Origin of the sequence: Rhizobium sp. BE258 (genome assembly GCF_031457345.1) — a bacterium.
Classification (GTDB): Bacteria; Pseudomonadota; Alphaproteobacteria; order Rhizobiales; family Rhizobiaceae; genus Rhizobium.
This window is the reverse complement of the sequence record NZ_JAVDWL010000004.1, coordinates 662,180-680,852: the sequence shown is the minus strand read 5'-3', so window position 1 is coordinate 680,852 and position 18,673 is coordinate 662,180. Positions and strand designations below refer to the sequence as shown.

Sequence of the window (18,673 nt, the reverse complement as noted above, 5' to 3'; positions counted from 1 at the left end):
CCGATCGGACCAAGCCGTTTCATTCGCGGTCAGCCGCTAACGTTTCGCAAGGTATCCGGTGTGCTCGGGCTATCTGGATGCCACCTCGCTAGGCGCACGCGGACCCTCGCAAGCCCTTCGCGGGCCGTCATAGGGCTGGTAGGTGTTGTCCTCGACACGGTATGACTGGTAACGGGCAGAGCACCATGAGGCGGCCGCGGCCGTCACGGACGTAGGCTGGACACTTTCAGCAGCCGTAACGGTGGTCGAAGGACCGCTTTCATAAGGCGAGTAGCAGGTACGAGTCTGGCCGCTGAACGAGCGGTAAGTATTGGTCTTCTCATCGAAGGAGCGATAGCGGTCAATGCACCAGCTCAAATGCTGGCTCGACATTGCCGTGTTCACGACTGGTGCGGCGACTGTGGCCGGGCCTTTGGCAAGACCCGTATTCGCAGATGGTTGCGCGAGGGCGTATGTCGAAAACTGAGCCGGAACCCTTTCGAACGACTGAGCCGACCGATCAATCCTGACTGGCGCTGTAGTCCACAGGTCCGATGCGGTTTCGCTTGCGAATGTATGGCGTTCGGGCGCTGCCATAATGATGGACGCGATCGAAGCTGCCGCAATGCAGGAGCCGACTGCGCAGGTGATTCCAGAACCCAACAATGCAATGGTCTTCATGACGTCCCCGAGGCAAAATAAACTTGTCGGATCAGAGAACGCGAGACACTGAAAATCGTTCACTATCGGGAGGGATAATCGTTGACGATCGAGACCGACAGTAAGTGCTGCAATGCGGTTGTCAGTTTCAGAACAGCTGGCGGACCTGCAGATTATTCCATTCTCCAATGTGAAAATAGATCTCCCCGGGAAACCTGCATGCCTACAATCAAGATTGCTGAACTCGATGGCGAATACGCGATAGTTCAATTGGACGCCACCGCAGAGTTGCCCGGATGGTGGTCCGGACCAGGCTTTGGATCTGTAAGCCGCGGGGACGACGAACTATCGATCGTATGCCTGGCTGACCGTGTGCCTGACGGCGTTTCCAAAGACGGCGGGTGGACGGCTTTCAAGTTCATTGGCCCGTTCGCGTTCGGGGAGACGGGCATCGTCCTGTCGGTCATACGTCCACTTTCGGAAAATGGTGTCGGTATATTCCTGGTATCCACCTTCAATGGCGACTACCTATTGCTGAAGCAGTACGACGTTGAGCGGTCACGAGGTCTGTTGTTGGAAGCAGGACACGAGCTCGTCTCGCTGGCACCCGCTTTCTAAAGTCTCACCCGAGGCCCCCGGCAGAGCCGAGCATCCCGGTCGACAATTCACAGCCTCCGATTCCGCAAACTGGGGATTCTCAAAACCATCCCCGCCGCCAGAACCAGACCAGAGGCGCGATGGCGCTCAGGATGATGGCCGTCCAGGCAAACGGGTAACCCCACTCCCAGCCCAACTCCGGCATGAACTTGAAATTCATGCCCCATATGCCGGCCAACAGGGTCGGGGGCACGCCGACCACCGAGGCGATCGTTAGCACTTTGAAGATGTCGTTCTGCTCGATGGTGATGAAGCCGAGAACTGCGTCCAGGAGAAATTGGGTCTTGTCCGAAAGATGCGTTTCGTAGTCGCTCAACGAGGAGACGTCCTTGGTCACCGCGTGGAGCTGGTCGCGGAATTCGTCCGACAACATCTCGTGACACACATCCAAGGTAAATGAGGCCATCCTGCCAATGCCGAGGAGGACATCGCGGGCCTTCGAGGATCGATCGCCGAGCGCGCCGACTTTAGAAAGCGCGCGTCGCAACGTAAAGTTGGCACTGCGGGGAGAGGCCGAACCTTTGAGGTTTCCTTTGAAGACCGTCCGGGACACCTGGTCTACTGCGGCGGCCAGATGCTCAAGAACATCAGCACCACGGTCGACGATGGCCTCCAGTAGCGCCACGAAAACACCCATGCCGCTGGCAAGCGTTTCATCGTGTTTTATCCGTTCCGCAACAGCATCGAAAGCCGGCAAGTCGTCGAAGCGGATGGTCACCAGAAAGTCAGGGCCGACGATAAAGCCTGCCGGCGAGAGCTCGGCGTGCTCGGTTGTAGCATGACCAACGACGGGTGCGCTCAGGTAAAGCCGGTCCCCCTCTTTGGAAAGCCTGCTCGATACCTCAATTTCGCTCAGGGCATCGCGTGTTGGAACTCTTACCCTTGCACGCCGCTCGACGAATGCGATCTCCTCTTCGTCGGGATCGAGGAGGTCCATCCAGATGACGTGACCAGGCAATGAGTCATCGGCTGCACCTGCCCTGACGGCTCCGTCAATGTCGCGATAGATTTTCAGCAAAGTCGGCTCCTGGGGGCGGCGATAGCAGGGATAGATACGATGTCGTTGCCTCAGCCGCGAGGTGCCAAAAGGTCGCCGGGTCTATTTTGGGGGCCGTCAGTCAGCGTCGTCGGTTGCCTTCGGAAACAGCTGGGTCACGTTGGAACCGGTCGTCTTGTTGACCTGACGCGCCGTCCGTGTGCTTTGCCGGCTTTCCCCCGAGCTTTGCAGGACGCGGACAAAGCCCTCCCCCTGCCGATAATAATCAGGCTTGTCGGGCATACGTAGCGCGTACTCGCTGACCAGACGGTCGATCAGGTCCATCGCTTGCGCCGCAAGGACTGTGTAGCCTTCCCGCCGACGCTCGAAGAAGCCATCAAAATTTCGAGCCGAGAGATCGAGCGCATCAAGGGCACGTCCCAAGTTAAGGACGCGATTGCCAAGCCACATGATTTCATCGGCAATTTCCTCATCAAGGAGCTCCAAGCGATCCGGCGATGGCAACGCCAGGACCGGATCGGGAGTGTGGAGACGAACTTGTCCTCGTTCATCGGATTGAATTCCGGGGTGTCGTGAACGGCTGAATAGCTCGACCCCACGAAGTCGTCCAAAGCCAGAACCGCCTGCATGGCCGCGCTTCGTTCATCAGAGGCTGACCGCCTGCGGGAAAGGACGGACGTAAAAGTGGGAATCAGCGCCCCAAGTGTGACGCAACCTGCCCCAAGGATCGCTCCGATTGCCAGCAGGCCCTGTGAAGTCTCGAAAAATTGCTGCAATCATCACCTCGTTACTCAAGGAGCTTAGCGGCAGAGATTCATAATCGAATCGTCTCCAGTCTGCCCATCGTGCGCCGCGATCGTTGCGGCACAAAGCTCAAAGGTGAGACGCCCACAAGCGGCCGGACCACCGCGACCGTGTTTACCTCCAGCCGGAGACACACTGAAGGTCATATGGCACTCCGTTCGCGACTTTCTGCGGGAGGGCATTGACCAACCCGTTGCCGAGCACGATTTATTCGGCACTAGGAGCCCGTCGTCATGCTTGTCACCGTCTTTATCTTTATTTTTACAGTACTCGGCGTGCTGGCCGCTCGCTACCTCGTCGTCAAAACGAAACTGACGGAAAAGTCTATCGACGACGCGATTTCGCGAAGAATGCGGACTTCAACGGCGATGTTGGAAATGCGCAATCTTCACGAAATGAATGGCATCATGCGCAACCTCCTGATCGATCTTGTTGAAACCGATGAGCTCGCATACCGGGCCGGCGGCACAGATGTGACGCCTGGTGACAAGAGGCGGCTGTTGGCGCTTCGAGAGGCTCGCAGGCGCGAGGTCTGCGCTGAAACCATTGTGTTCTTGAAGCAGACGGGAGGTTTTCCGGCTTCAACGAAAACAAGCAAGACCAAGGGTTGATCGCGTCGCCGGAGGCGACGCGTCAAGGAGCCAACGTGTTGGCGACAGATCGTGGGCCATACGACGGTCGAGCTCTTCTGCCCGATCTCCGACCGTCGCAAATCGACTACGCCGAGACCTGTTTTTAATTATCAAGAAGTGACGGACGGCAGGCGTATCAGGCCCGTTTACTAGGCGAGAACTTGTCTTGGAGATCCGCCGGTCATTGATCATCGTTCAAAGCCGGACTGGTCGGATCAGGCGCACCATCAAAGAACAGGTAAACGGCGGCGATCCGGCCATCTCTTACGACGATGAAGTCGGTGCCCGCATAGGCCGGCGGTTCACCCGGCACACCCGACACCCAGCGCAAGCGTCCCGCCTTATCATGCAGCACGTCAGCACGCCCGAGCGTCGAGTATCGGAATGTCGGATGCAAGGCTCGGATGATCCCAGCTATCCGGACGATTTCGTCTCGTCCGCGATAGATCCCGTGTGGTTCGACGAACACGGCATCGTCATGAAAGATTTCTTCGGCGACCTCTCGCCGGAGGGTATCGTCCCCCTCCCCGAAAATGCCCTGAAGGTTGCGCTCAAGAAGCGTGGCGATATCAGCCATGATGGTTCTCCCTTGCGGCGATGAGCCTAGATCTGTGCCTGGCCGCCATCGACGAACAGCTCGACACCGTTGATGAAGGAAGCGTCGTCCGAAGCCAGGAACAGCACGGCCTTAGCGATCTCTTCGGGCTGACCAACGCGGCCTGCCGGAATGAGGCCGGCAAGGTAGTTCTTGGTGTTCTCGGCGCTTTGGCCGTTGCCGAACAACTCGTTGAGGCCAGCTGTATCGGTCACGCCCGGGGAGATCGCGTTGACGCGGATATGGCGATCTTTCAAATCGAGGATCCAATTGCGCGCGAAATTGCGCACCGCCGCCTTTGTCGCAGAATAGACGCTGAAGGCCGGCGTGCCGGAAATGCTGGTCGTCGATGAGGTGATGATGATCGAGGCCCCGTCGCGCAGAAGCGGCAGTGCCTTTTGAACAGTGAATAGCGTGCCCTTCACGTTGGTATCGAAAGTTTTCTGATAGTGCTCCTCGCTGATTGCGCCGAGCGGCGCCATCTCGCCGCCTCCGGCATTGGCGAAGACGACGTCGATATGGCCATGGTTCTGCTGGACGGCGTCGTAGAGGCGGTCGATATCGACGAGCTTGCTCATGTCGGCCTGCACGCCGGTGACGCGGCCGCCTATCGTCTTGACGGCTGCATCAAGCGCATCTTTGCGCCGGCCGGTGATGAAAACCGATGCGCCTGCCTGCGAAAATGCCTGTGCTGTCGCAAGTCCGATGCCGCTTGTGCCGCCCGTGACGATTACAACCTTGTTTTCAAAAGTTCTCATTGTGTTGCTCCTTGTGGACGGCCTAGTGCCGTTGAAAAAACATGACAGCGGAACGATTATGCAAATAGCCGTCAAATCTGTTACCCATCGTTCCAAACGGAGAACGATGATGCGGTACGATCTGAATGACCTTGTCTATTTTGCGGAAGTGGTCGCCCACGGCGGGTTCGCGGCGGCGGGCCGCGCACTGCGCGAACCCAAGTCGAAACTCAGTCGGCGGGTGGCAGGACTGGAGGCTCGCCTTGGTGTCCGTCTTATCGAACGCTCAAGCCGGCGTTTCCGCGTAACCGATGTTGGCAAGTCCTTCTACGAGCGTTGCAGGGCCATGATGACGGAAGCCGAACGTGCTGAGGCGCTCGTTGCCGAAGCGCAATCGGAGCCGCATGGGACGATCCGCATGAGTTGTCCGACCGGGCTCGTCGAGGCGATCTCTCCGCTCGTCACGCGCTTCCTTGTTCAATACCCAAAAGTTCGCTTGCAGCTGGTGGCTATCGACCGCCCGGTGGATCTCATCGAGGAGCGGATCGACGTGGCCTTGCGCGTGCGCACCTCACTGGAAGGCGATGCCTCGTTGACGATGCGCTCACTTGGAAACTCGACCCGAATCCTCGTGGCCAGCCCGCAGATCGCAAGCCGCATTGGCTCGGTCGAGGACCTTGCTGCTCAACCAACGCTATCGACCACCGACGATCAGGGCGAAGTAAACTGGTTCCTGGAGACCGACGAGGGCCGGATGCATACGTTGCGACACGAACCAAGGATTGGCTGCGCCGACTTCACTGCCGTCCGCACGGCAGCCCTTGCCGGCCTCGGCGTGGCACTACTTCCAGATCATAGCTGCAGACAGGCACTGGGCGAAGGCAAGCTGGTGCGTGTTCTTCCCGCTTGGCGCGGCATGAAAGGGCTTGTCCATCTGGTTTTCACGACAAGGCGCGGCCTGCCGCCAGCGGTGCGCAAATTTATCGATGGGCTTGCGGCAGGATTCCCGAAAGACGTCCTGGCTGAGTGACGATCGAGATGCGTTTTTAGCTCTGCGCCGCTAACAACTCGGAAGCTTGCGTCCGAGCGCGAGGAAGCTCGCATCGGCCCATTGAGACCGACCGACTGAGCGCTTTCATATAGATCTCTGTGCTCCTAAAACTCGCTTCTCATTGGACACTGGCCAGGAAACTAGAAACGCAGCATTGCCGATATTGTGCTGTAGCGTCTGCTCATATTTCCGAACCTTCGAGGGTCTTTCATCATCAGGATTTTCCATGCAATGTAAGATAGTCTTCCCGTCGTGGTCCTTGCATCAAACGGACGGCAAGACAGCGCGGGTCAATGTGCGACATGTTGCGATTTTCCTTTGCACTTGGTTGAAGCGAAATCTGCCAGCTGCCTCTCGCTCCTGGAGGGATGCGTCCCTTCCGGATTGAGCGCCAGGAAAAGTCACAATACACGATCGTTCGATATCACTCTCGTCATCGCTCGCGAAACGCCGGATGGGCTTCTGTGTTTCCGCCACCGGTTCTGTCCAGAGCCTTTCGTTGGCGCTGGATGATAAGGCCAACGGCCATCAACTTCGCTTTACAGACAGCGATTATTCCTCCGGTTTCGATGAAGGCTCGTATTCGTTTGCTTTCTTCGCTCTAGAAGCGCAGGGTTCTTCCTTCAGTAAGCCATGTCCAGGGCGCTGCTGCTTTAGGGTCATCACGCCCTAGCCCCGACCGAAAGGAGGACACAATGTCTTCCGCACTTTCGCCTCCCCTTCTAACAGTCGCCGATATCAACTTTCTTCAAAATGTGCTGAAAGATGCGGGCTACTCAAGCCACGAGCTGACAGGCACGCGCGTGACACCCGCAGGGAAACTACTGATCAAATCGTTTCAGGCAGGGATGGAACATCCGGTGGATCTTCAAACCGAGCTCGAAAATCACTTTGGTCGTTACGAAATGAAAACCCGCGTATCGAGTAAAGCGCTACATCCGTTCGCAATCCCAGGCTTACCGCACCGCGACACGACTGCCACGTAATAACGCCGCTCGCCAGCAAACTTCGGAAGTCAGTTGGTCGCTTGATTGGCGTCATTGGTTTGCGCCATAAAACTGCGAAAATTAAAGGTCGGACCAAGATGTCGCTAGTGTTTCCCAACCGAAGCCGAAGTTTCGACGAAATAAAGAACGGCGTACGCTTCACCGGATACGACGGCATGTTTGAAGTCAAATTCCTGGTTGAGGCGTCAGCGTTGAAGCAGAGGACGGCGGCGCGGTGCCTCAGCGCATTCGACAGCGACCGGGCATCAGTGCTGGAAGCGGCAGCCAAACTCTATGAGCGACGCCGAAGCAATAACCTGACACTCAGTCTCCAGGATATGGCTTGAACTGCCTGATAACGCAACCGCCGGCATTGGCAGATTTCAACGGCAGCCTTTCACGGAGAACAACATGATTAGGTTCAGATCGTCAGACGGCAATGAAGCGAGATCGATGGAAATCGCACTAGAGCTGAAAAAACTGGATGCCGAGATGGCGTCCCCCGATATCAAGGAATCCAGACATGCGGAGCTTAATGCCCTCTATCGAAAGTTGAGCGCAGAGCGAGATGTGCTGACGACACGGTGAGTGTATGCCGTCATGTATTCCGGAAACGTGCGCTACGTCACCACCGAACAGTTGAGCTTGATCGCAGAACTTCTGGGGGATTCTGGCCACAGCACAAATGTATGGGTCAATGCGCCTCCAATCTCGCTGCAAGATTGCTGATCAGACTTGTCCAAGCGAGGTATGACCGACCCAATCGATCTTGCTTGCGAGCTTGAATTGAAGGTGGGAGGGAGGCGAGAGCCCGTTGCACTCCTCAGATCAATCCGGCAACTGACAGACCGTGGTTTCTCGATTCACTTCGGCCCCGAACGACCGTAGCTCTCGCGGTTCTTTCTTATGTAGGCCCTCAACCTCTTGTTTAAAGGCTTTCTGGCAGCGGGTCGTAGCGCCGGGGCCCGATAGAAATGGACGATACCGGACAGACTATAGAGCGTTTTTGCTGAACGTCAGGCCTACACGCGAAGTTTCCAACGTCCGATAAAGTGCACAGGGCTGGCGGCCAATTGTCGGTCAAGATAATCCGACATAAACGAATTGTCGGAGACTAGGCTCTGATCATCGGTTGCAATCAATCTGACGCACCGACTTTGAGACCCGATTGCTCTTGCCTCACGAGGACGAGCAATGCCGGAGATTGCAAAATTACTTTTCCGAAACAATCTCTTAGCCAAGTTGGCGAGGAGCGATCTCGATAGAGTTCGCCCGTTCTTGGAGAAGGTTGATCTCCCGCGTAATGCAAGTCTAGCCGAGCCTGGTACCATCAGCGACTACACCTATTTTCCAGAAACGGGTATCGGCTCGATCGTTGTGGGTCCTCCTGATGGGCGCAAATCTGAAATCGCGCTGTTCGGACGAGAAGGCTTGGCGCCCACCTCCGGAATCGCGGGGACTTCGTCCTTGCCCTATCATGTCTTTATGCACGTTGACGGTTGGGGCTTCCGAATCGCAAATGTTCATCTCCAGGCGGCGATGGCCGAGAGCGTCTCGCTTCGGAATTTTCTGACAAGATACCTTCAGGCAGCGTCGGTCCAAATTGCCTATACAGCGTACACAAACGCCGCTCATCAGCTCGAAGCACGTTTAGCGCGCTGGCTCCTGATGTGTCACGATCGTTCCAACGGGGACCAGATCCATCTCACCCACAAACTTATCAGCATCATGCTGGCGGTGCGCCGCCAAAGCGTTACAGAAATGCTCCATATTCTTGAGGGAAAGCACCTCATCGCAGCGGCGAGAACCTATGTAACAATACGGGACCGGGCGGGGCTCCTCGCAGTGGCGGGCGACGCCTATGGGGTGCCGGAACGAGAATACATGGCAAATATCGGCAGTCTGAAGCCGACAGCCTAGCTTTATTGCAATTCAGGTCTTTTTAGACCTTGGGGCGTTCCGTATCGCTTCCGCTTCGTCTGCTGCCGTTTGCCTGGCGAATATTTCAGCGACAATCTCTACAACATCTGATGTTGACGTGCCCTTCGCCATCTCAGCTCTAATTCTTGCCATCACTAGTTTTTTGTTATCTATCAACGCTTACTCGCCTTCGAGACAGACTTGCTACGATGGTGCAGACCGGGTTCAGCTGTGAAGACGGCCACGCTCCACCTACGCGCCGGGCATACTGTGTTTCTTGATCGTGCTTCCGACTGCGCGCAAACCGGAACATCGCTGGCCGCTCGCGAAAGAGTGTAAGTTGCCGACGGACTTTGTCCTAGTAGATTGCTCAGGGTGGCTGATGCGCCTTACCATCGGCCGTCCAATCCGAATCGCAAGGGGGCCGGCGATCTCGATAAGGACTAGAGCCTCTAAGCAATTGTTGCCTAACGCCTCAAATGCACGTTACCGGACATTTATGCAAGCCAGTGGCAAATCTTTCTCAAAGGTGAACAAACCAGAAATACGACTATGTCCAATTATTAATTTGCGCTGAGAATTAACGTGAACATATCATACATATCCTCAGAACATACCCAAGGAATTGTTGGTATGGAACGCACTTACTCGATTAATTCGTTATGAGCAATGCTTGTGGCCGCGTTGCGATAAATGCACGCTTGAAGACATTGTTCGACGGTCCGCGATCAGCACTCGCTGCCAACCGGTCGAAATTCGTCCGTGATTTCCCGGTGGCCCCGTTTTATGGTTTCAACCGTGAACGCGCAGCTGTGCAGGAAGCGGTGATCCAGAACAGGTGGTGGCAGGGCTCGATGGGCGCCGCAAAAGCACACTAGGACGGCATCAAGGCTTTTCTGAAACGGACCAGACCGAAGATGTCAGTCAATATCGGTCTCCACCCTGGTACTGCACGGTGAAGATGATCAGATAGTCCCACTCGCCGATGCTGCGTGCAAGTCAATCAAGCTTCTAAGAAATGGCATCACCAAGACCTATACGGCCTTTTCGCACGGCATGCTCGCCGTCAATGCCGATGTCTTGAATGCTGACTTGCTGGCGTTCCTTCAGATCTAACGGACAATCGCGATGTTGCGCGAGCAGAACTGCGAATAGCTGGCAGCGTCATGGACGCCCACGGGCAACTGCCGTGACCAACTCAGCGTCTAGGCAGCTCCCACAACCGCATCAATTCAAGAGGCGCTGAAACGTTGGTCGCGAGCACGAAGGGGTCTTTGATGCGCTGGGCGCCGCCGCGCGATTTGATGGGAAGACCATGGGCCATGCCTGCGATCGAATAGAAAGATACTGCGGACCCATTGGCAGCCTTCCACGAATGCAGGTGGCCCCAGGTCTTTGTTTGGACGTCACCTGATCGGCGATCGATGTTCATGGCTCCCAGCCATTGGTCGATGCTGGTATCTGCGTTCGCCGGGTTGACGACGCGATCAGCCGTTCCGTGCCAGATGGTAATTGGGGGCCACAACCGCGGTTTAGGCGAGATGGTCGTGATCCTGCGACCCCATCCCTCAGTGGGCGCGGCAGCGCCAGATTTCATCGCACGAAGAGCCGACATCGCGTCGCGAACGGCCCCAACCGGCATTCCGCCGACGATCGCCGCACCCGCAAAAAGATCTGGATAGGTTGCCAACAGGACTGCGGTCATGGCCCCACCGGCTGAAAGCCCGACTATGAAAACGCGGTTCGCGTTGATCTTATGCCGGCTACTGGCATATTCGATCATCTGCTTGATGGAGAGCAACTCGCCGCGGTCGCGGGCGATGGCGCTGGGGCGAAACCAGTTGAAGCATAACTGCGAATTATTGCTTCTCGTCTGCTCTGGATAGAGAATAACAAAGCCCCTGTCCCTTGCCAGCCGCGAGAAGCCGGAAGCGGCATCCAGACTTTCGGGTGTCTGCCCGCATCCGTGCAAAACAACCACCAGCGCCGGCTTTTTCGGCAGGTTGACAGGTAAAAAGGATTTCATGACGAGCCGCCCGGGATTGGTGCCGACCCCACCGTTGTCACGAGCCGCGGCGAGGCGCTTCGTCTCCGCTTGCGCGCCGGCGGCTGCAGAACGGCTTCCAAGATCTCTGCGACTTTCTTTTGCGAGCGGATTGCCCTCGACAGCGATTTAGCAAAGCTGAACGTCAACGGCCCATGGCTTCCAGCTTTTCGAGCAAGGCCTGAAGGCCCGGCTGGACGGCGTCACGAACGGCGGCCTTCAGTGTAAACCACTTCTGTTTCCGCACCGCTTTCTCGGGGAAGTCTGCCGACAGTCTGGAAACCTCAAGGAGATGGACGGCAACCTGGTAGCGAAGCGGTGAGCTATCCTTTGTATAGCTGAACGTACCGAAAACTTCTCTGTCGACCGCGCCAACCACACCGGCCTCTTCGAAAGATTCCCGTCCCGCGGCGAGATAACTGGTCTCACCGGGATCGAGGTGCCCTTTTGGAACGCCCCAGCGACCGTTCCTGCGACTGCCAACGAGAAGGATGCTGAATTCTCCCTTTTCATTGCGACGATAGCAGATCGCCCCGGCCTGCTGGATGTAACGAGCTGACGTCGTGGTCAAAGAGAACGAGGGGTCATCCGAGAGCATATTGCTTTTCGATTTTTTTCTAACTTTCATCAAAGCGCTGTACCACTGAACTATGACAGCTAGGTCGGCGTTTGAGAGCGACCACTACGAACTGGAGTCGATCGTGTCATCCGAGACCGAAATTAAGCTCGACCTTTCAGATGAAGCGACAGAGGGCCTTCTCGGTTCCCATCTGCTTGGCGAACCTGCGAAGATTTTGAAGCAACGATCGACCTACTTCGATACGAGGGATCGAGCGCTTTGGCAGGAAGGGTACACGCTGCGCATACGAGAGGTTGGTGAAGCGCACGTGCAGACCGTGAAAGCCACCGGCCCGGCCCGGTCGCTTTTTGCGCGATCGGAATGGGAAGCGCCGATCGGGGGGGATGAACCCGTCCTCGACCACACTAGCCCACTTGTCGGCAAGTTTGGCACCAACCTGAAGCTGGAGCCGGTCTTTGACGTTTTGATCGAACGACGCCAATGGGACCTTGAGGAAAACGGCTCGCGCATCGAAGTTGTCATCGACCGGGGTGAAATCATATCGGGCGACCGTCGTTTCCCCATACGCGAAGCCGAAATCGAACTGAAGGATGGAAAGATCAGCGACCTTTTCGTTTGCGCGAGAAAGATCGACGGCGTCGCAGGCTTTCGGTTCGGCATGCGCTCCAAAGCTGAACGGGGCTTCGCGCTGATTGAGGCGCAAAAACAGGCTTTCAAGGCCGAGCGCGTCGATCTCGAACCGGACATGAATGCGGCCAGCGCGTTCCAGGCGATTGCCTTATCCTGCGTCCGGCAATTTCGGCTAAACGAGGACATACTTCTCCAGAAGCGGAACCCAGAGGCTCTGCATCAGGCGCGCGTCGCTCTTCGCCGGCTGAGGTCTGCCTTCTCGCTGTTCAAGATGTTCATCCCCGGCAGCGAACCGGAGCGGCTGAAAGAGGAGCTTCGATGGATTGCCGCGGTCCTGGGCGAGGCTCGGAACGTCGATGTGCTCCTTGTAAAAGCCACCAATGCCGATATCGTCTCCAGGCTGAAAGCGGCCAAAGAGGCCGCTTATCGTGACGCGATAGAAGCCTTGGGTTCATCGAGAGCGAGAGCGCTGATGCTCGACCTCTTCGAATGGCTCGAATGTGGCGAATACCTCCCGGGAATGGGGAGCGCAATGGCGGATATACCGAGTGCTCAGGAGTTTGCGGTGCGTGTGTTGGACAAACAGCGCAAGCGGATAAAGAAGGCCGGGCACAATCTGATGAAGGTCGATGACGAGCATCGCCATGAGGTTCGCAAGGACGCAAAGAAGCTTCGCTATACCACCGAATTCTTCGTTTCGCTGTTCGAGAACAAGCGCGCAGCGCGCCGGCACAGGAAATTTCTTGCCGCGATGGAAGCGCTCCAGGATGACCTCGGCGCCTTGAACGATCTGGCTACCGGGCATGAAGTGCTTGAGAAGCATGGCCTCGCCGAGCATCCCGCAAGAGCGTCCGTGGTGTCTCATGCAGACAAGGAGGCGCTGATCGAAAAGGCGCAAGCATCGCTCGACGATCTTCTCGACGCGAAGCGGTTCTGGCGGTAACTGGCGAGCGTCATGTCATTTGCCACCGGGAGAGCGCACTGTCTAACGAGGCGGCACCGGCTATCGACCTATCATCCAGGGTGGTCGGTTCCTGTCAATCAAGCCGAAATCCAGTATGAGATACTCTCGCTCTGCAATCAGCGTAAAGCGGCGAAACTTGCTCATCTCACGCCACCATGGCCCGAGACGATAGCTCTCGATAACGGGAGAGGAGAGTTGCCCTTTAACGGATCGCTTCCGCCAAGCTGGCGCCAGAGGGTTCGCCCACCCGCTCGTGTATGGGCGAACCCTATCCCCTACGCGCCGTCGGGGCGGGCATTGCGATATGCCCGTGTCGCTTAGATCAGCCGGACAGGCCTCAGGATACTGACCTAATAGAGCTACTGCACGGTATCGGCCCCCCCGATCAGCAGTCTGGGGCTTGGCGGTGACTGTCACCGCCAAGAATTCGTTTGCTATTGTTTGTCGTTGAGAGCAGGTTGACTGCCTTGGCAGCCATTGAACGGGCGCTGCCGATTGAGGCTGTCAAGCTTCGCCCCGACCGAAAGGAGGACTTATGTCTTCCGAAATCAGCACTTCCCATCTGGAAACAGAAGACCTGACGATGCTTCAGGGCATCCTTGTAAGCTGCGGCTATACAGGAAATATCTCGGTACACTCAGACGGCCATATGAACGCTGCAGCCAAGCTTTTAATTAAGCTCTTCCGTGAAGGTGTGAAAGATCCGGCTCAGCTTGCTAACGCGCTGCACCGAAATTTCGACATGACCGATACGGGATCCAAAATCCTGCCGTTTTCGGGCCCGCATAGATATGCCGTTCACGGCGTAACGCCTCAAGGGCGTCGCGTTCACTAACAAGGCTACATAGCTGCTTTTTCGAAACGAGTACGCGCGCGACTGGACTACGGTATTCGCATTGGCAGGTCGTGCGTCCTTCAGAAATAGAGGACTTGAGAATGAGCCACATATCTGAAGGTCAGAGACTGCTGAGGCTCATTTTGAAACGAGCGAATTACGCGACGTCCGATATCCGAGCCGACCCCGGTGAACCGCATTTGGCAGAAATCGAGATCATCCGCCGAATTGAAGGCGCGACCATAGCTGCTGAGAATTATCCGGCGTCTCGACGGCAGCGCTTGAACTCTGATCCTGCTGCCCTGGCCGCCTGGGAGAACGAGGGGGGTGCGGTGCGTTCCAAGCAAAGCCGGCCCAGGCGATTTCATCATTTCGCCCCTCAGAACGATCCCATCGATTGAAGCATCGATCCGTCAAGTTCAGCGCGCGGATCAAAAGGATATTGGCTGAGAGAGAATGGCATAGCCAGCCAAGGGGACTGCGTCCATTATAGTCCCGTGGTTTTGTTCAATTGATCAAAACTGTTGTTTGAAGGTGGCAACACCTCGGCGCGTAGTATCGCATTTACAAAGTTTTCCGGATCCACGCGGTGGCAGTGAATGTCCAATCGATCTTCAGTTGAAGTGTTAGGAAAAGGCATAGTCGAGGACGAGCGCCACATCGCCGGAGGTCATCGTCCCTTAAAGCCAACAGCAGCAAACAATGAAAGACATTACTGGGCCCCCAATTGCGATAGCTGTGCCTTCAAGAGCACTCGTTTCGCGCTAGCAACGTCCCGAGATGCCGCCTACCTCACGAGCGGGCTCGACACGAGCCCGATCCCAAGGAAACGGATCAATGCCATGAAGACAACTGTTAAAAGCATTTCCATCACTCGGCCCTTCCAACTAGCTGGGATGGCCAAGCCACACCCGGCGGGGACCTTTGACCTGCGGATTGATGAAGAGCCGATTGACGTGATGTGGGAAGCCTATCATCGGACGATGACGCTTATTTTGAAATCGAATGGTCTCATCGAGGCTTGGCCTATATCCGAAGAAGATCTGGAAAAGGTGCTGGCCGTTAGTTAACGGCATTGATCCGCTTTCTTTGACGGCCGCGGCGTCGAGACTGCAATCAGCAAATTGCAGCCGGGACGAGGTCCACACTGTGCTAGTGGCCCACACAAAGGTGGGCCAACTTGATTTCTGGCACTGGTCCAAGCCGGCTTGGGTATGTTGACGAAATCAATCCGGAGCGCCACTGGATGGCGGCCTGTCGATCGGCGCCGCCTTTTTTCTATTTTTGCGGTTGAATTCATCGGAGGCGTGTTGGTTGGCTTCAGTGACCGCGGCTGCCTCCTCTTCGGTCTTCTCATGCTGCTCTTCCGCCCGACGCCAGTGGTCGTCATGCTGGCCGTCTGGGCGGCCTTCTTCCTCCCAGATCTTGTAGGCGCGCTCACGTTGGTCTTGATCTCTATCCATCGACGTTCTCCTGTTGGCGACTGATAATCGCGAAGTCCGTCCAATGTTCCTGGAAGCGCGTCGAAGATTTCCCGATGGAACGAAACTCTCCGTGAAGGGCGGCATTCGCCGGAAACACGAGCTGGCCACCCCAAGAGGATCGAATGACGAAACACACTGACGACTACAACCAGGTGGGGGCCGATTTCGGTAATGCCGTGAACATGGCGCGATCGGAACAGGACCAGTGACTACACACCGACGGAAGCCGTGAGAGGGGCTAGATAAAAGGATGGTGGCGCGGGAACGTTCGGTCACCCGGAAGCCGGCTCTTACAGCGGAACGGTCATCGAGATGACCAAACGCTGCGCCATCAATATGCTTGCAATCAGGAATGAAGACCCCGACTTGTTGCGTGCCATAGTCAGAGGGCGCGGCCGTCGGTTCGAAATCTATGGCGCCGTTATCCGCGAGGGAGTAGTTTCGGTCACTGTAGTGGTCTACGTGGCTTCCCTGGAGCCGTCGAACTGAAACAACCGCTCGTCCCTGCTGATTGAGGCTAGGATGGCGCGCGCCACTCGCTTCCCGAGTTCATGCGAGCTGGTGATTCCCTGGACGAAGGGAAGCTTGTGAAGGAGAAACGGTACGGAGACGCAGTAGAGATGATTGGTCAGGTCTGGTCCGACGCGCGGCCGAAAGTCTTCATCGATGTCGATGCCCCCGGTCCTACGGAAAGAAGCGTTGGCCTTGTCCAATTCCCGAATTGTGGTCTGTGCGTCCTTCAAGACGTCGGCGCGCCGCAGGCTCGGGAACGGAAGGTCCGATGCCGACAGTGCATGCTGGCCGGTGGCGTCAATGAACGCCGAAAAGCTCATACTCAGGGTGTCCGTGCTGACGATGGTACCAGGTTCGTCGTCGGTGCGTTGGATATCGTAATCGTCGCCTAAGGCGCGCACATGAAGTTTGCCGACATTGTGCAGGGCCAGTAGGCGTTCGACGGATTGGTGGGGGACGGTAGCATAGTCGTCAACGAACACCGTTTTGAAGTGCTCGTGGAAACGCTTTAGGTCGCTGTCATTAAAGTGGGGCACAGCGAGGGCGACGACCTCATGCATGCGCAGGATCGCATAGCGCCATTCTACTGTCGAGCGAGTTGCCTTGTTAGCTTTTGCCTCAGAGAGATTTCTCGCCGCCCACACGAACGGGTCTGCCTCTTCACGGACCCGGAAATACCTGTCGGCGATATCCTCGACCGTCGACAGTCCCAGTCCTATCCTTGCGGCATAGTCCGGATCGGTCAGGACAATCTCCTGTTTGAAGAGTTCGAAGACCTCGTCCAGGAGACGATCGGGAACGTCGGAAATCAGTCTTTCGACAGCGCTCTTCGTGCACACGACAAGAGGCCTGTAGGGAATTGGACAGTAGAAATCCGCTTCCGGAAGCAATCCCTTGCGTGACATCATGGTGAGGTGAAAACCCTCGCTGTCGGGCTCTGGTTGATAGTGGAGCGTATCATCCTCGTCACGAAGGAACATGCCATGGGCTGTGGCCACGGAAACGACGGCGTCGATTCCGCTCAGCGAGGTCCCGAGGACACCCACCTCGACTGGCCCAATCCGCCGGATCGCGTCGGCGGGCCATGGAGACGAGAAGTAGCCTGGTGCGACCTCGGTGTTTTCCGGCCAGTCATGACCTGTGGCCATTATGACGTGACCGAATTGGGCTTCGCCAGCCTCGCCGCCGCGACGTGCGAATGACAGGGAGATATCGTCTCTCCCGAGCTTGATATCGAGGATTTTGTGACCGGCTTTCACGTCGATGGCGTGACGCGCCGCAATCCCGCGCTTCACAAGCATCCAAAACTGGTCTGCAAAATAGTCCCCAAGCACGACGCGGGGATAGAACTCACGGTCACCAATCGCTCGTCGTTCTATGCCCAGTACGCGCAGCTCATCGTCAGTTCTGGAGCTAAGCCAATCGACAAGGCTCTCGCAGATCGGCGGGATCTCGATACTAGCGATGTTGGCCAGCATCGCGCGGTCGTTTACGGCCGGATGGTACGGCGTCCCCTTCCCGGCATCTGGCGTCTCCTCGAAGATCGTAATGGAAAGCGGCCTCTCCGACGCGATGAGGCCCTTCAACGCATAAATGCCAGTTGGACCCGATCCGATAATAGCTATCCGTGTCATAAAGTCTTTCGATAGTCGCGCCAGAATGGGCGGAGGAAGTTGGGGAGTAAGGAACGTGGGCTGATCCACATGGTTCCGATGTCTCCTGATCCGACTGTGAACACGTTCTCTCACAGGCCCCCGGAATCGCGTCAAGTACTCGGAAATTCGCGGAACCAAATCAAGGCTTCCGCATTTTTCTCCGCCTGTGCAAACGGGGGCAGCAGCAGTCCTCGCTGACCGCTTTTGGATTTCCGGCACACATGCCCACTTCACGCTTGCGAGACCTAGCTATGGATCAAAATAGAAACGATTGGACCGCCGCACGTGCCTATGCTCTTTGGGAGCAAGCTGGACGTCCCTTTGGGCAGGACGATAAACACTGGGCACAGGCCGTGCTCGAACGTGATCTGCTTGAGCTGACACGCGCCTCGAAGGATGGTGCAGAGGTAATCTCACGCGCACGCCCAAACACGCCGGACCGTTTCGCAATGAGCCACAGCGTCCTTATCGTTGAGGACGAGCCCCAGCTCCGCTACAACTTTGTCGATTTCCTTGATGAGGCAGGACATAGTACGTTTGAAGCAGCGAACGCCGACGAAGCCCTTATTCACCTCAGAAATAACAAGATCGATATTCTCTTCACGGACGTCGATATGCCCGGAAGTGTGGACGGCCTAGGTCTGGCTGCGACGGTTCGCACTCGCTGGCCTCAAATCAGAATCATCGTCACGTCCGGATTGATCACGCTTGCCCATCACGATGACGAACTTGGCATTTCGTTTCTCGCAAAGCCGGCATCGGGATTTGAACTGCTTGGACTGATTGCTTCCGGCGGTTAGCCAGCGCGGAAACTTCCCCAGAAGTTGCTCAACGATCGATCCCGAGCCGTCGGAGTGACGCCACTCGACCAACGGCAAAACCATCCCACGATGGAAGCTTGATAGACGCGGCCGCTTGGTCGGAAGTTCTGCGCCCCAATTGAGAGGAGC

General features: G+C 56.6%; 21 protein-coding genes and 1 pseudogene. 13 read left to right on the top strand and 9 right to left on the bottom strand.

Annotated elements, in window-relative coordinates:
• Positions 1-69 precede the first annotated feature (69 nt).
• A complete protein-coding gene (locus J2X43_RS17880; RefSeq protein ID WP_310296031.1) occupies positions 70-372 on the bottom strand; it encodes a BA14K family protein in 303 nt (100 codons plus the stop codon).
• A 369-nt stretch (positions 373-741) separates the two neighbouring features.
• Here J2X43_RS17880 and J2X43_RS17875 point away from each other — a divergent pair, with 369 nt between their 5' ends.
• Positions 742-1,257 (top strand): ACT domain-containing protein, encoded by a 516-nt coding sequence (locus J2X43_RS17875; protein ID WP_310295855.1) that lies wholly within the window; start codon positions 742-744, stop codon positions 1,255-1,257.
• Between the two features lie 79 nt (positions 1,258-1,336).
• Here J2X43_RS17875 and J2X43_RS17870 read toward each other — a convergent pair whose 3' ends face one another.
• Both J2X43_RS17870 and J2X43_RS17865 read right to left on the bottom strand, forming a co-directional pair.
• Positions 1,337-2,314, bottom strand: a complete 978-nt coding sequence (locus tag J2X43_RS17870; protein ID WP_310295853.1) for a magnesium transporter CorA family protein — start codon at positions 2,312-2,314, stop codon at positions 1,337-1,339.
• 96 nt (positions 2,315-2,410) lie between these two features.
• The gene (locus J2X43_RS17865) at positions 2,411-2,779 is read right to left on the bottom strand and encodes a hypothetical protein (RefSeq protein WP_310295851.1); all 369 of its coding nucleotides are present in this window, start codon (positions 2,777-2,779) and stop codon (positions 2,411-2,413) included.
• Positions 2,780-3,330: 551 nt separating this feature from the next.
• Between J2X43_RS17865 and J2X43_RS17860 the strand changes: the two genes are divergently transcribed.
• Positions 3,331-3,708, top strand: a complete 378-nt coding sequence (locus J2X43_RS17860; protein WP_112538801.1) for a hypothetical protein — start codon at positions 3,331-3,333, stop codon at positions 3,706-3,708.
• 202 nt (positions 3,709-3,910) lie between these two features.
• Here J2X43_RS17860 and J2X43_RS17855 read toward each other — a convergent pair whose 3' ends face one another.
• Positions 3,911-4,306 (bottom strand): nuclear transport factor 2 family protein, encoded by a 396-nt coding sequence (locus J2X43_RS17855; RefSeq protein ID WP_310295849.1) that lies wholly within the window; start codon positions 4,304-4,306, stop codon positions 3,911-3,913.
• A gap of 26 nt (positions 4,307-4,332) precedes the next feature.
• Positions 4,333-5,082, bottom strand: coding sequence for a glucose 1-dehydrogenase (locus J2X43_RS17850; RefSeq protein ID WP_310295847.1), 750 nt, complete (start codon positions 5,080-5,082; stop codon positions 4,333-4,335).
• 106 nt (positions 5,083-5,188) lie between these two features.
• On the opposite strand from J2X43_RS17850, the gene J2X43_RS17845 reads away from it, so the two are divergent.
• The 6 genes and pseudogenes from J2X43_RS17845 to J2X43_RS17820 all read left to right on the top strand — a co-directional run.
• On the top strand, positions 5,189-6,091 hold the full coding sequence (locus tag J2X43_RS17845; RefSeq protein WP_310296029.1) for a LysR family transcriptional regulator: 903 nt from the start codon (positions 5,189-5,191) through the stop codon (positions 6,089-6,091).
• A 716-nt stretch (positions 6,092-6,807) separates the two neighbouring features.
• Positions 6,808-7,098: a hypothetical protein gene (locus tag J2X43_RS17840; protein WP_310295845.1), complete on the top strand. Its 291-nt coding sequence runs from the start codon at positions 6,808-6,810 to the stop codon at positions 7,096-7,098.
• A 98-nt stretch (positions 7,099-7,196) separates the two neighbouring features.
• The gene (locus J2X43_RS17835; RefSeq protein WP_310296027.1) at positions 7,197-7,445 is read left to right on the top strand and encodes a DUF1488 domain-containing protein; all 249 of its coding nucleotides are present in this window, start codon (positions 7,197-7,199) and stop codon (positions 7,443-7,445) included.
• Between the two features lie 106 nt (positions 7,446-7,551).
• The gene (locus J2X43_RS17830) at positions 7,552-7,686 is read left to right on the top strand and encodes a hypothetical protein (RefSeq protein WP_310295843.1); all 135 of its coding nucleotides are present in this window, start codon (positions 7,552-7,554) and stop codon (positions 7,684-7,686) included.
• A 606-nt stretch (positions 7,687-8,292) separates the two neighbouring features.
• Positions 8,293-9,018 carry a Crp/Fnr family transcriptional regulator gene (locus J2X43_RS17825; protein WP_310295841.1) on the top strand — a complete coding sequence of 242 codons (726 nt, stop codon included), beginning with the start codon at positions 8,293-8,295 and terminating at the stop codon, positions 9,016-9,018.
• Positions 9,019-9,728: 710 nt separating this feature from the next.
• A pseudogene (locus tag J2X43_RS17820) lies at positions 9,729-10,134 on the top strand (alpha/beta fold hydrolase); the annotation flags it as partial.
• An 82-nt stretch (positions 10,135-10,216) separates the two neighbouring features.
• Here the strand turns inward: J2X43_RS17820 and J2X43_RS17815 are convergent.
• Together J2X43_RS17815 and J2X43_RS17810 are read right to left on the bottom strand one after the other, a co-directional pair.
• Positions 10,217-11,044, bottom strand: a complete 828-nt coding sequence (locus J2X43_RS17815) for a PHB depolymerase family esterase (protein WP_310295839.1) — start codon at positions 11,042-11,044, stop codon at positions 10,217-10,219.
• A gap of 163 nt (positions 11,045-11,207) precedes the next feature.
• Entirely contained in the window at positions 11,208-11,660 is a 453-nt protein-coding gene (locus J2X43_RS17810; protein WP_310295837.1) for an NUDIX hydrolase, read from the bottom strand.
• A 103-nt stretch (positions 11,661-11,763) separates the two neighbouring features.
• Between J2X43_RS17810 and J2X43_RS17805 the strand changes: the two genes are divergently transcribed.
• From J2X43_RS17805 to J2X43_RS17790, 4 genes are all read left to right on the top strand, one after another.
• A complete protein-coding gene (locus J2X43_RS17805) occupies positions 11,764-13,215 on the top strand; it encodes a CHAD domain-containing protein (protein ID WP_310295835.1) in 1,452 nt (483 codons plus the stop codon).
• A 556-nt stretch (positions 13,216-13,771) separates the two neighbouring features.
• The gene (locus J2X43_RS17800) at positions 13,772-14,071 is read left to right on the top strand and encodes a hypothetical protein (protein WP_310295833.1); all 300 of its coding nucleotides are present in this window, start codon (positions 13,772-13,774) and stop codon (positions 14,069-14,071) included.
• A 101-nt stretch (positions 14,072-14,172) separates the two neighbouring features.
• Entirely contained in the window at positions 14,173-14,472 is a 300-nt protein-coding gene (locus tag J2X43_RS17795; protein ID WP_310295831.1) for a hypothetical protein, read from the top strand.
• A 198-nt stretch (positions 14,473-14,670) separates the two neighbouring features.
• A complete protein-coding gene (locus J2X43_RS17790) occupies positions 14,671-15,141 on the top strand; it encodes a hypothetical protein (RefSeq protein ID WP_310295829.1) in 471 nt (156 codons plus the stop codon).
• 156 nt (positions 15,142-15,297) lie between these two features.
• On the opposite strand, the gene J2X43_RS17785 is transcribed toward J2X43_RS17790, so the two are convergent.
• Together J2X43_RS17785 and J2X43_RS17780 are read right to left on the bottom strand one after the other, a co-directional pair.
• Complete coding sequence (locus J2X43_RS17785; RefSeq protein ID WP_310295827.1) at positions 15,298-15,534, bottom strand: DUF2934 domain-containing protein; 237 nt, start codon at positions 15,532-15,534, stop codon at positions 15,298-15,300.
• A 479-nt stretch (positions 15,535-16,013) separates the two neighbouring features.
• Positions 16,014-17,702, bottom strand: coding sequence for an FAD/NAD(P)-binding protein (locus J2X43_RS17780; protein ID WP_310295825.1), 1,689 nt, complete (start codon positions 17,700-17,702; stop codon positions 16,014-16,016).
• Positions 17,703-17,974: 272 nt separating this feature from the next.
• Between J2X43_RS17780 and J2X43_RS17775 the strand changes: the two genes are divergently transcribed.
• A complete protein-coding gene (locus J2X43_RS17775) occupies positions 17,975-18,523 on the top strand; it encodes a response regulator (protein WP_112386587.1) in 549 nt (182 codons plus the stop codon).
• Positions 18,524-18,673: the final 150 nt, after the last annotated feature.

Excerpts from the sequence above, each read along its gene's own strand:
- J2X43_RS17830 (WP_310295843.1), top strand. The coding sequence starts at position 7,552 with ATGGAAATCGCACTAGAGCTGAAAAAACTGGATGCCGAGATGGCGTCC.
- J2X43_RS17790 (WP_310295829.1), top strand. The coding sequence starts at position 14,671 with ATGTCCAATCGATCTTCAGTTGAAGTGTTAGGAAAAGGCATAGTCGAG.
- J2X43_RS17795 (WP_310295831.1), top strand. The coding sequence starts at position 14,173 with ATGAGCCACATATCTGAAGGTCAGAGACTGCTGAGGCTCATTTTGAAA.
- J2X43_RS17850 (WP_310295847.1), bottom strand. The coding sequence starts at position 5,082 with ATGAGAACTTTTGAAAACAAGGTTGTAATCGTCACGGGCGGCACAAGC.
- J2X43_RS17780 (WP_310295825.1), bottom strand. The coding sequence starts at position 17,702 with ATGACACGGATAGCTATTATCGGATCGGGTCCAACTGGCATTTATGCG.
- J2X43_RS17775 (WP_112386587.1), top strand. The coding sequence starts at position 17,975 with ATGGATCAAAATAGAAACGATTGGACCGCCGCACGTGCCTATGCTCTT.
- J2X43_RS17800 (WP_310295833.1), top strand. The coding sequence starts at position 13,772 with ATGTCTTCCGAAATCAGCACTTCCCATCTGGAAACAGAAGACCTGACG.
- J2X43_RS17880 (WP_310296031.1), bottom strand. The coding sequence starts at position 372 with ATGTCGAGCCAGCATTTGAGCTGGTGCATTGACCGCTATCGCTCCTTC.
- J2X43_RS17845 (WP_310296029.1), top strand. The coding sequence starts at position 5,189 with ATGATGCGGTACGATCTGAATGACCTTGTCTATTTTGCGGAAGTGGTC.
- J2X43_RS17855 (WP_310295849.1), bottom strand. The coding sequence starts at position 4,306 with ATGGCTGATATCGCCACGCTTCTTGAGCGCAACCTTCAGGGCATTTTC.
- J2X43_RS17810 (WP_310295837.1), bottom strand. The coding sequence starts at position 11,660 with ATGCTCTCGGATGACCCCTCGTTCTCTTTGACCACGACGTCAGCTCGT.
- J2X43_RS17785 (WP_310295827.1), bottom strand. The coding sequence starts at position 15,534 with ATGGATAGAGATCAAGACCAACGTGAGCGCGCCTACAAGATCTGGGAG.
- J2X43_RS17825 (WP_310295841.1), top strand. The coding sequence starts at position 8,293 with ATGCCGGAGATTGCAAAATTACTTTTCCGAAACAATCTCTTAGCCAAG.
- J2X43_RS17815 (WP_310295839.1), bottom strand. The coding sequence starts at position 11,044 with ATGAAATCCTTTTTACCTGTCAACCTGCCGAAAAAGCCGGCGCTGGTG.
- J2X43_RS17860 (WP_112538801.1), top strand. The coding sequence starts at position 3,331 with ATGCTTGTCACCGTCTTTATCTTTATTTTTACAGTACTCGGCGTGCTG.
- J2X43_RS17835 (WP_310296027.1), top strand. The coding sequence starts at position 7,197 with ATGTCGCTAGTGTTTCCCAACCGAAGCCGAAGTTTCGACGAAATAAAG.
- J2X43_RS17840 (WP_310295845.1), top strand. The coding sequence starts at position 6,808 with ATGTCTTCCGCACTTTCGCCTCCCCTTCTAACAGTCGCCGATATCAAC.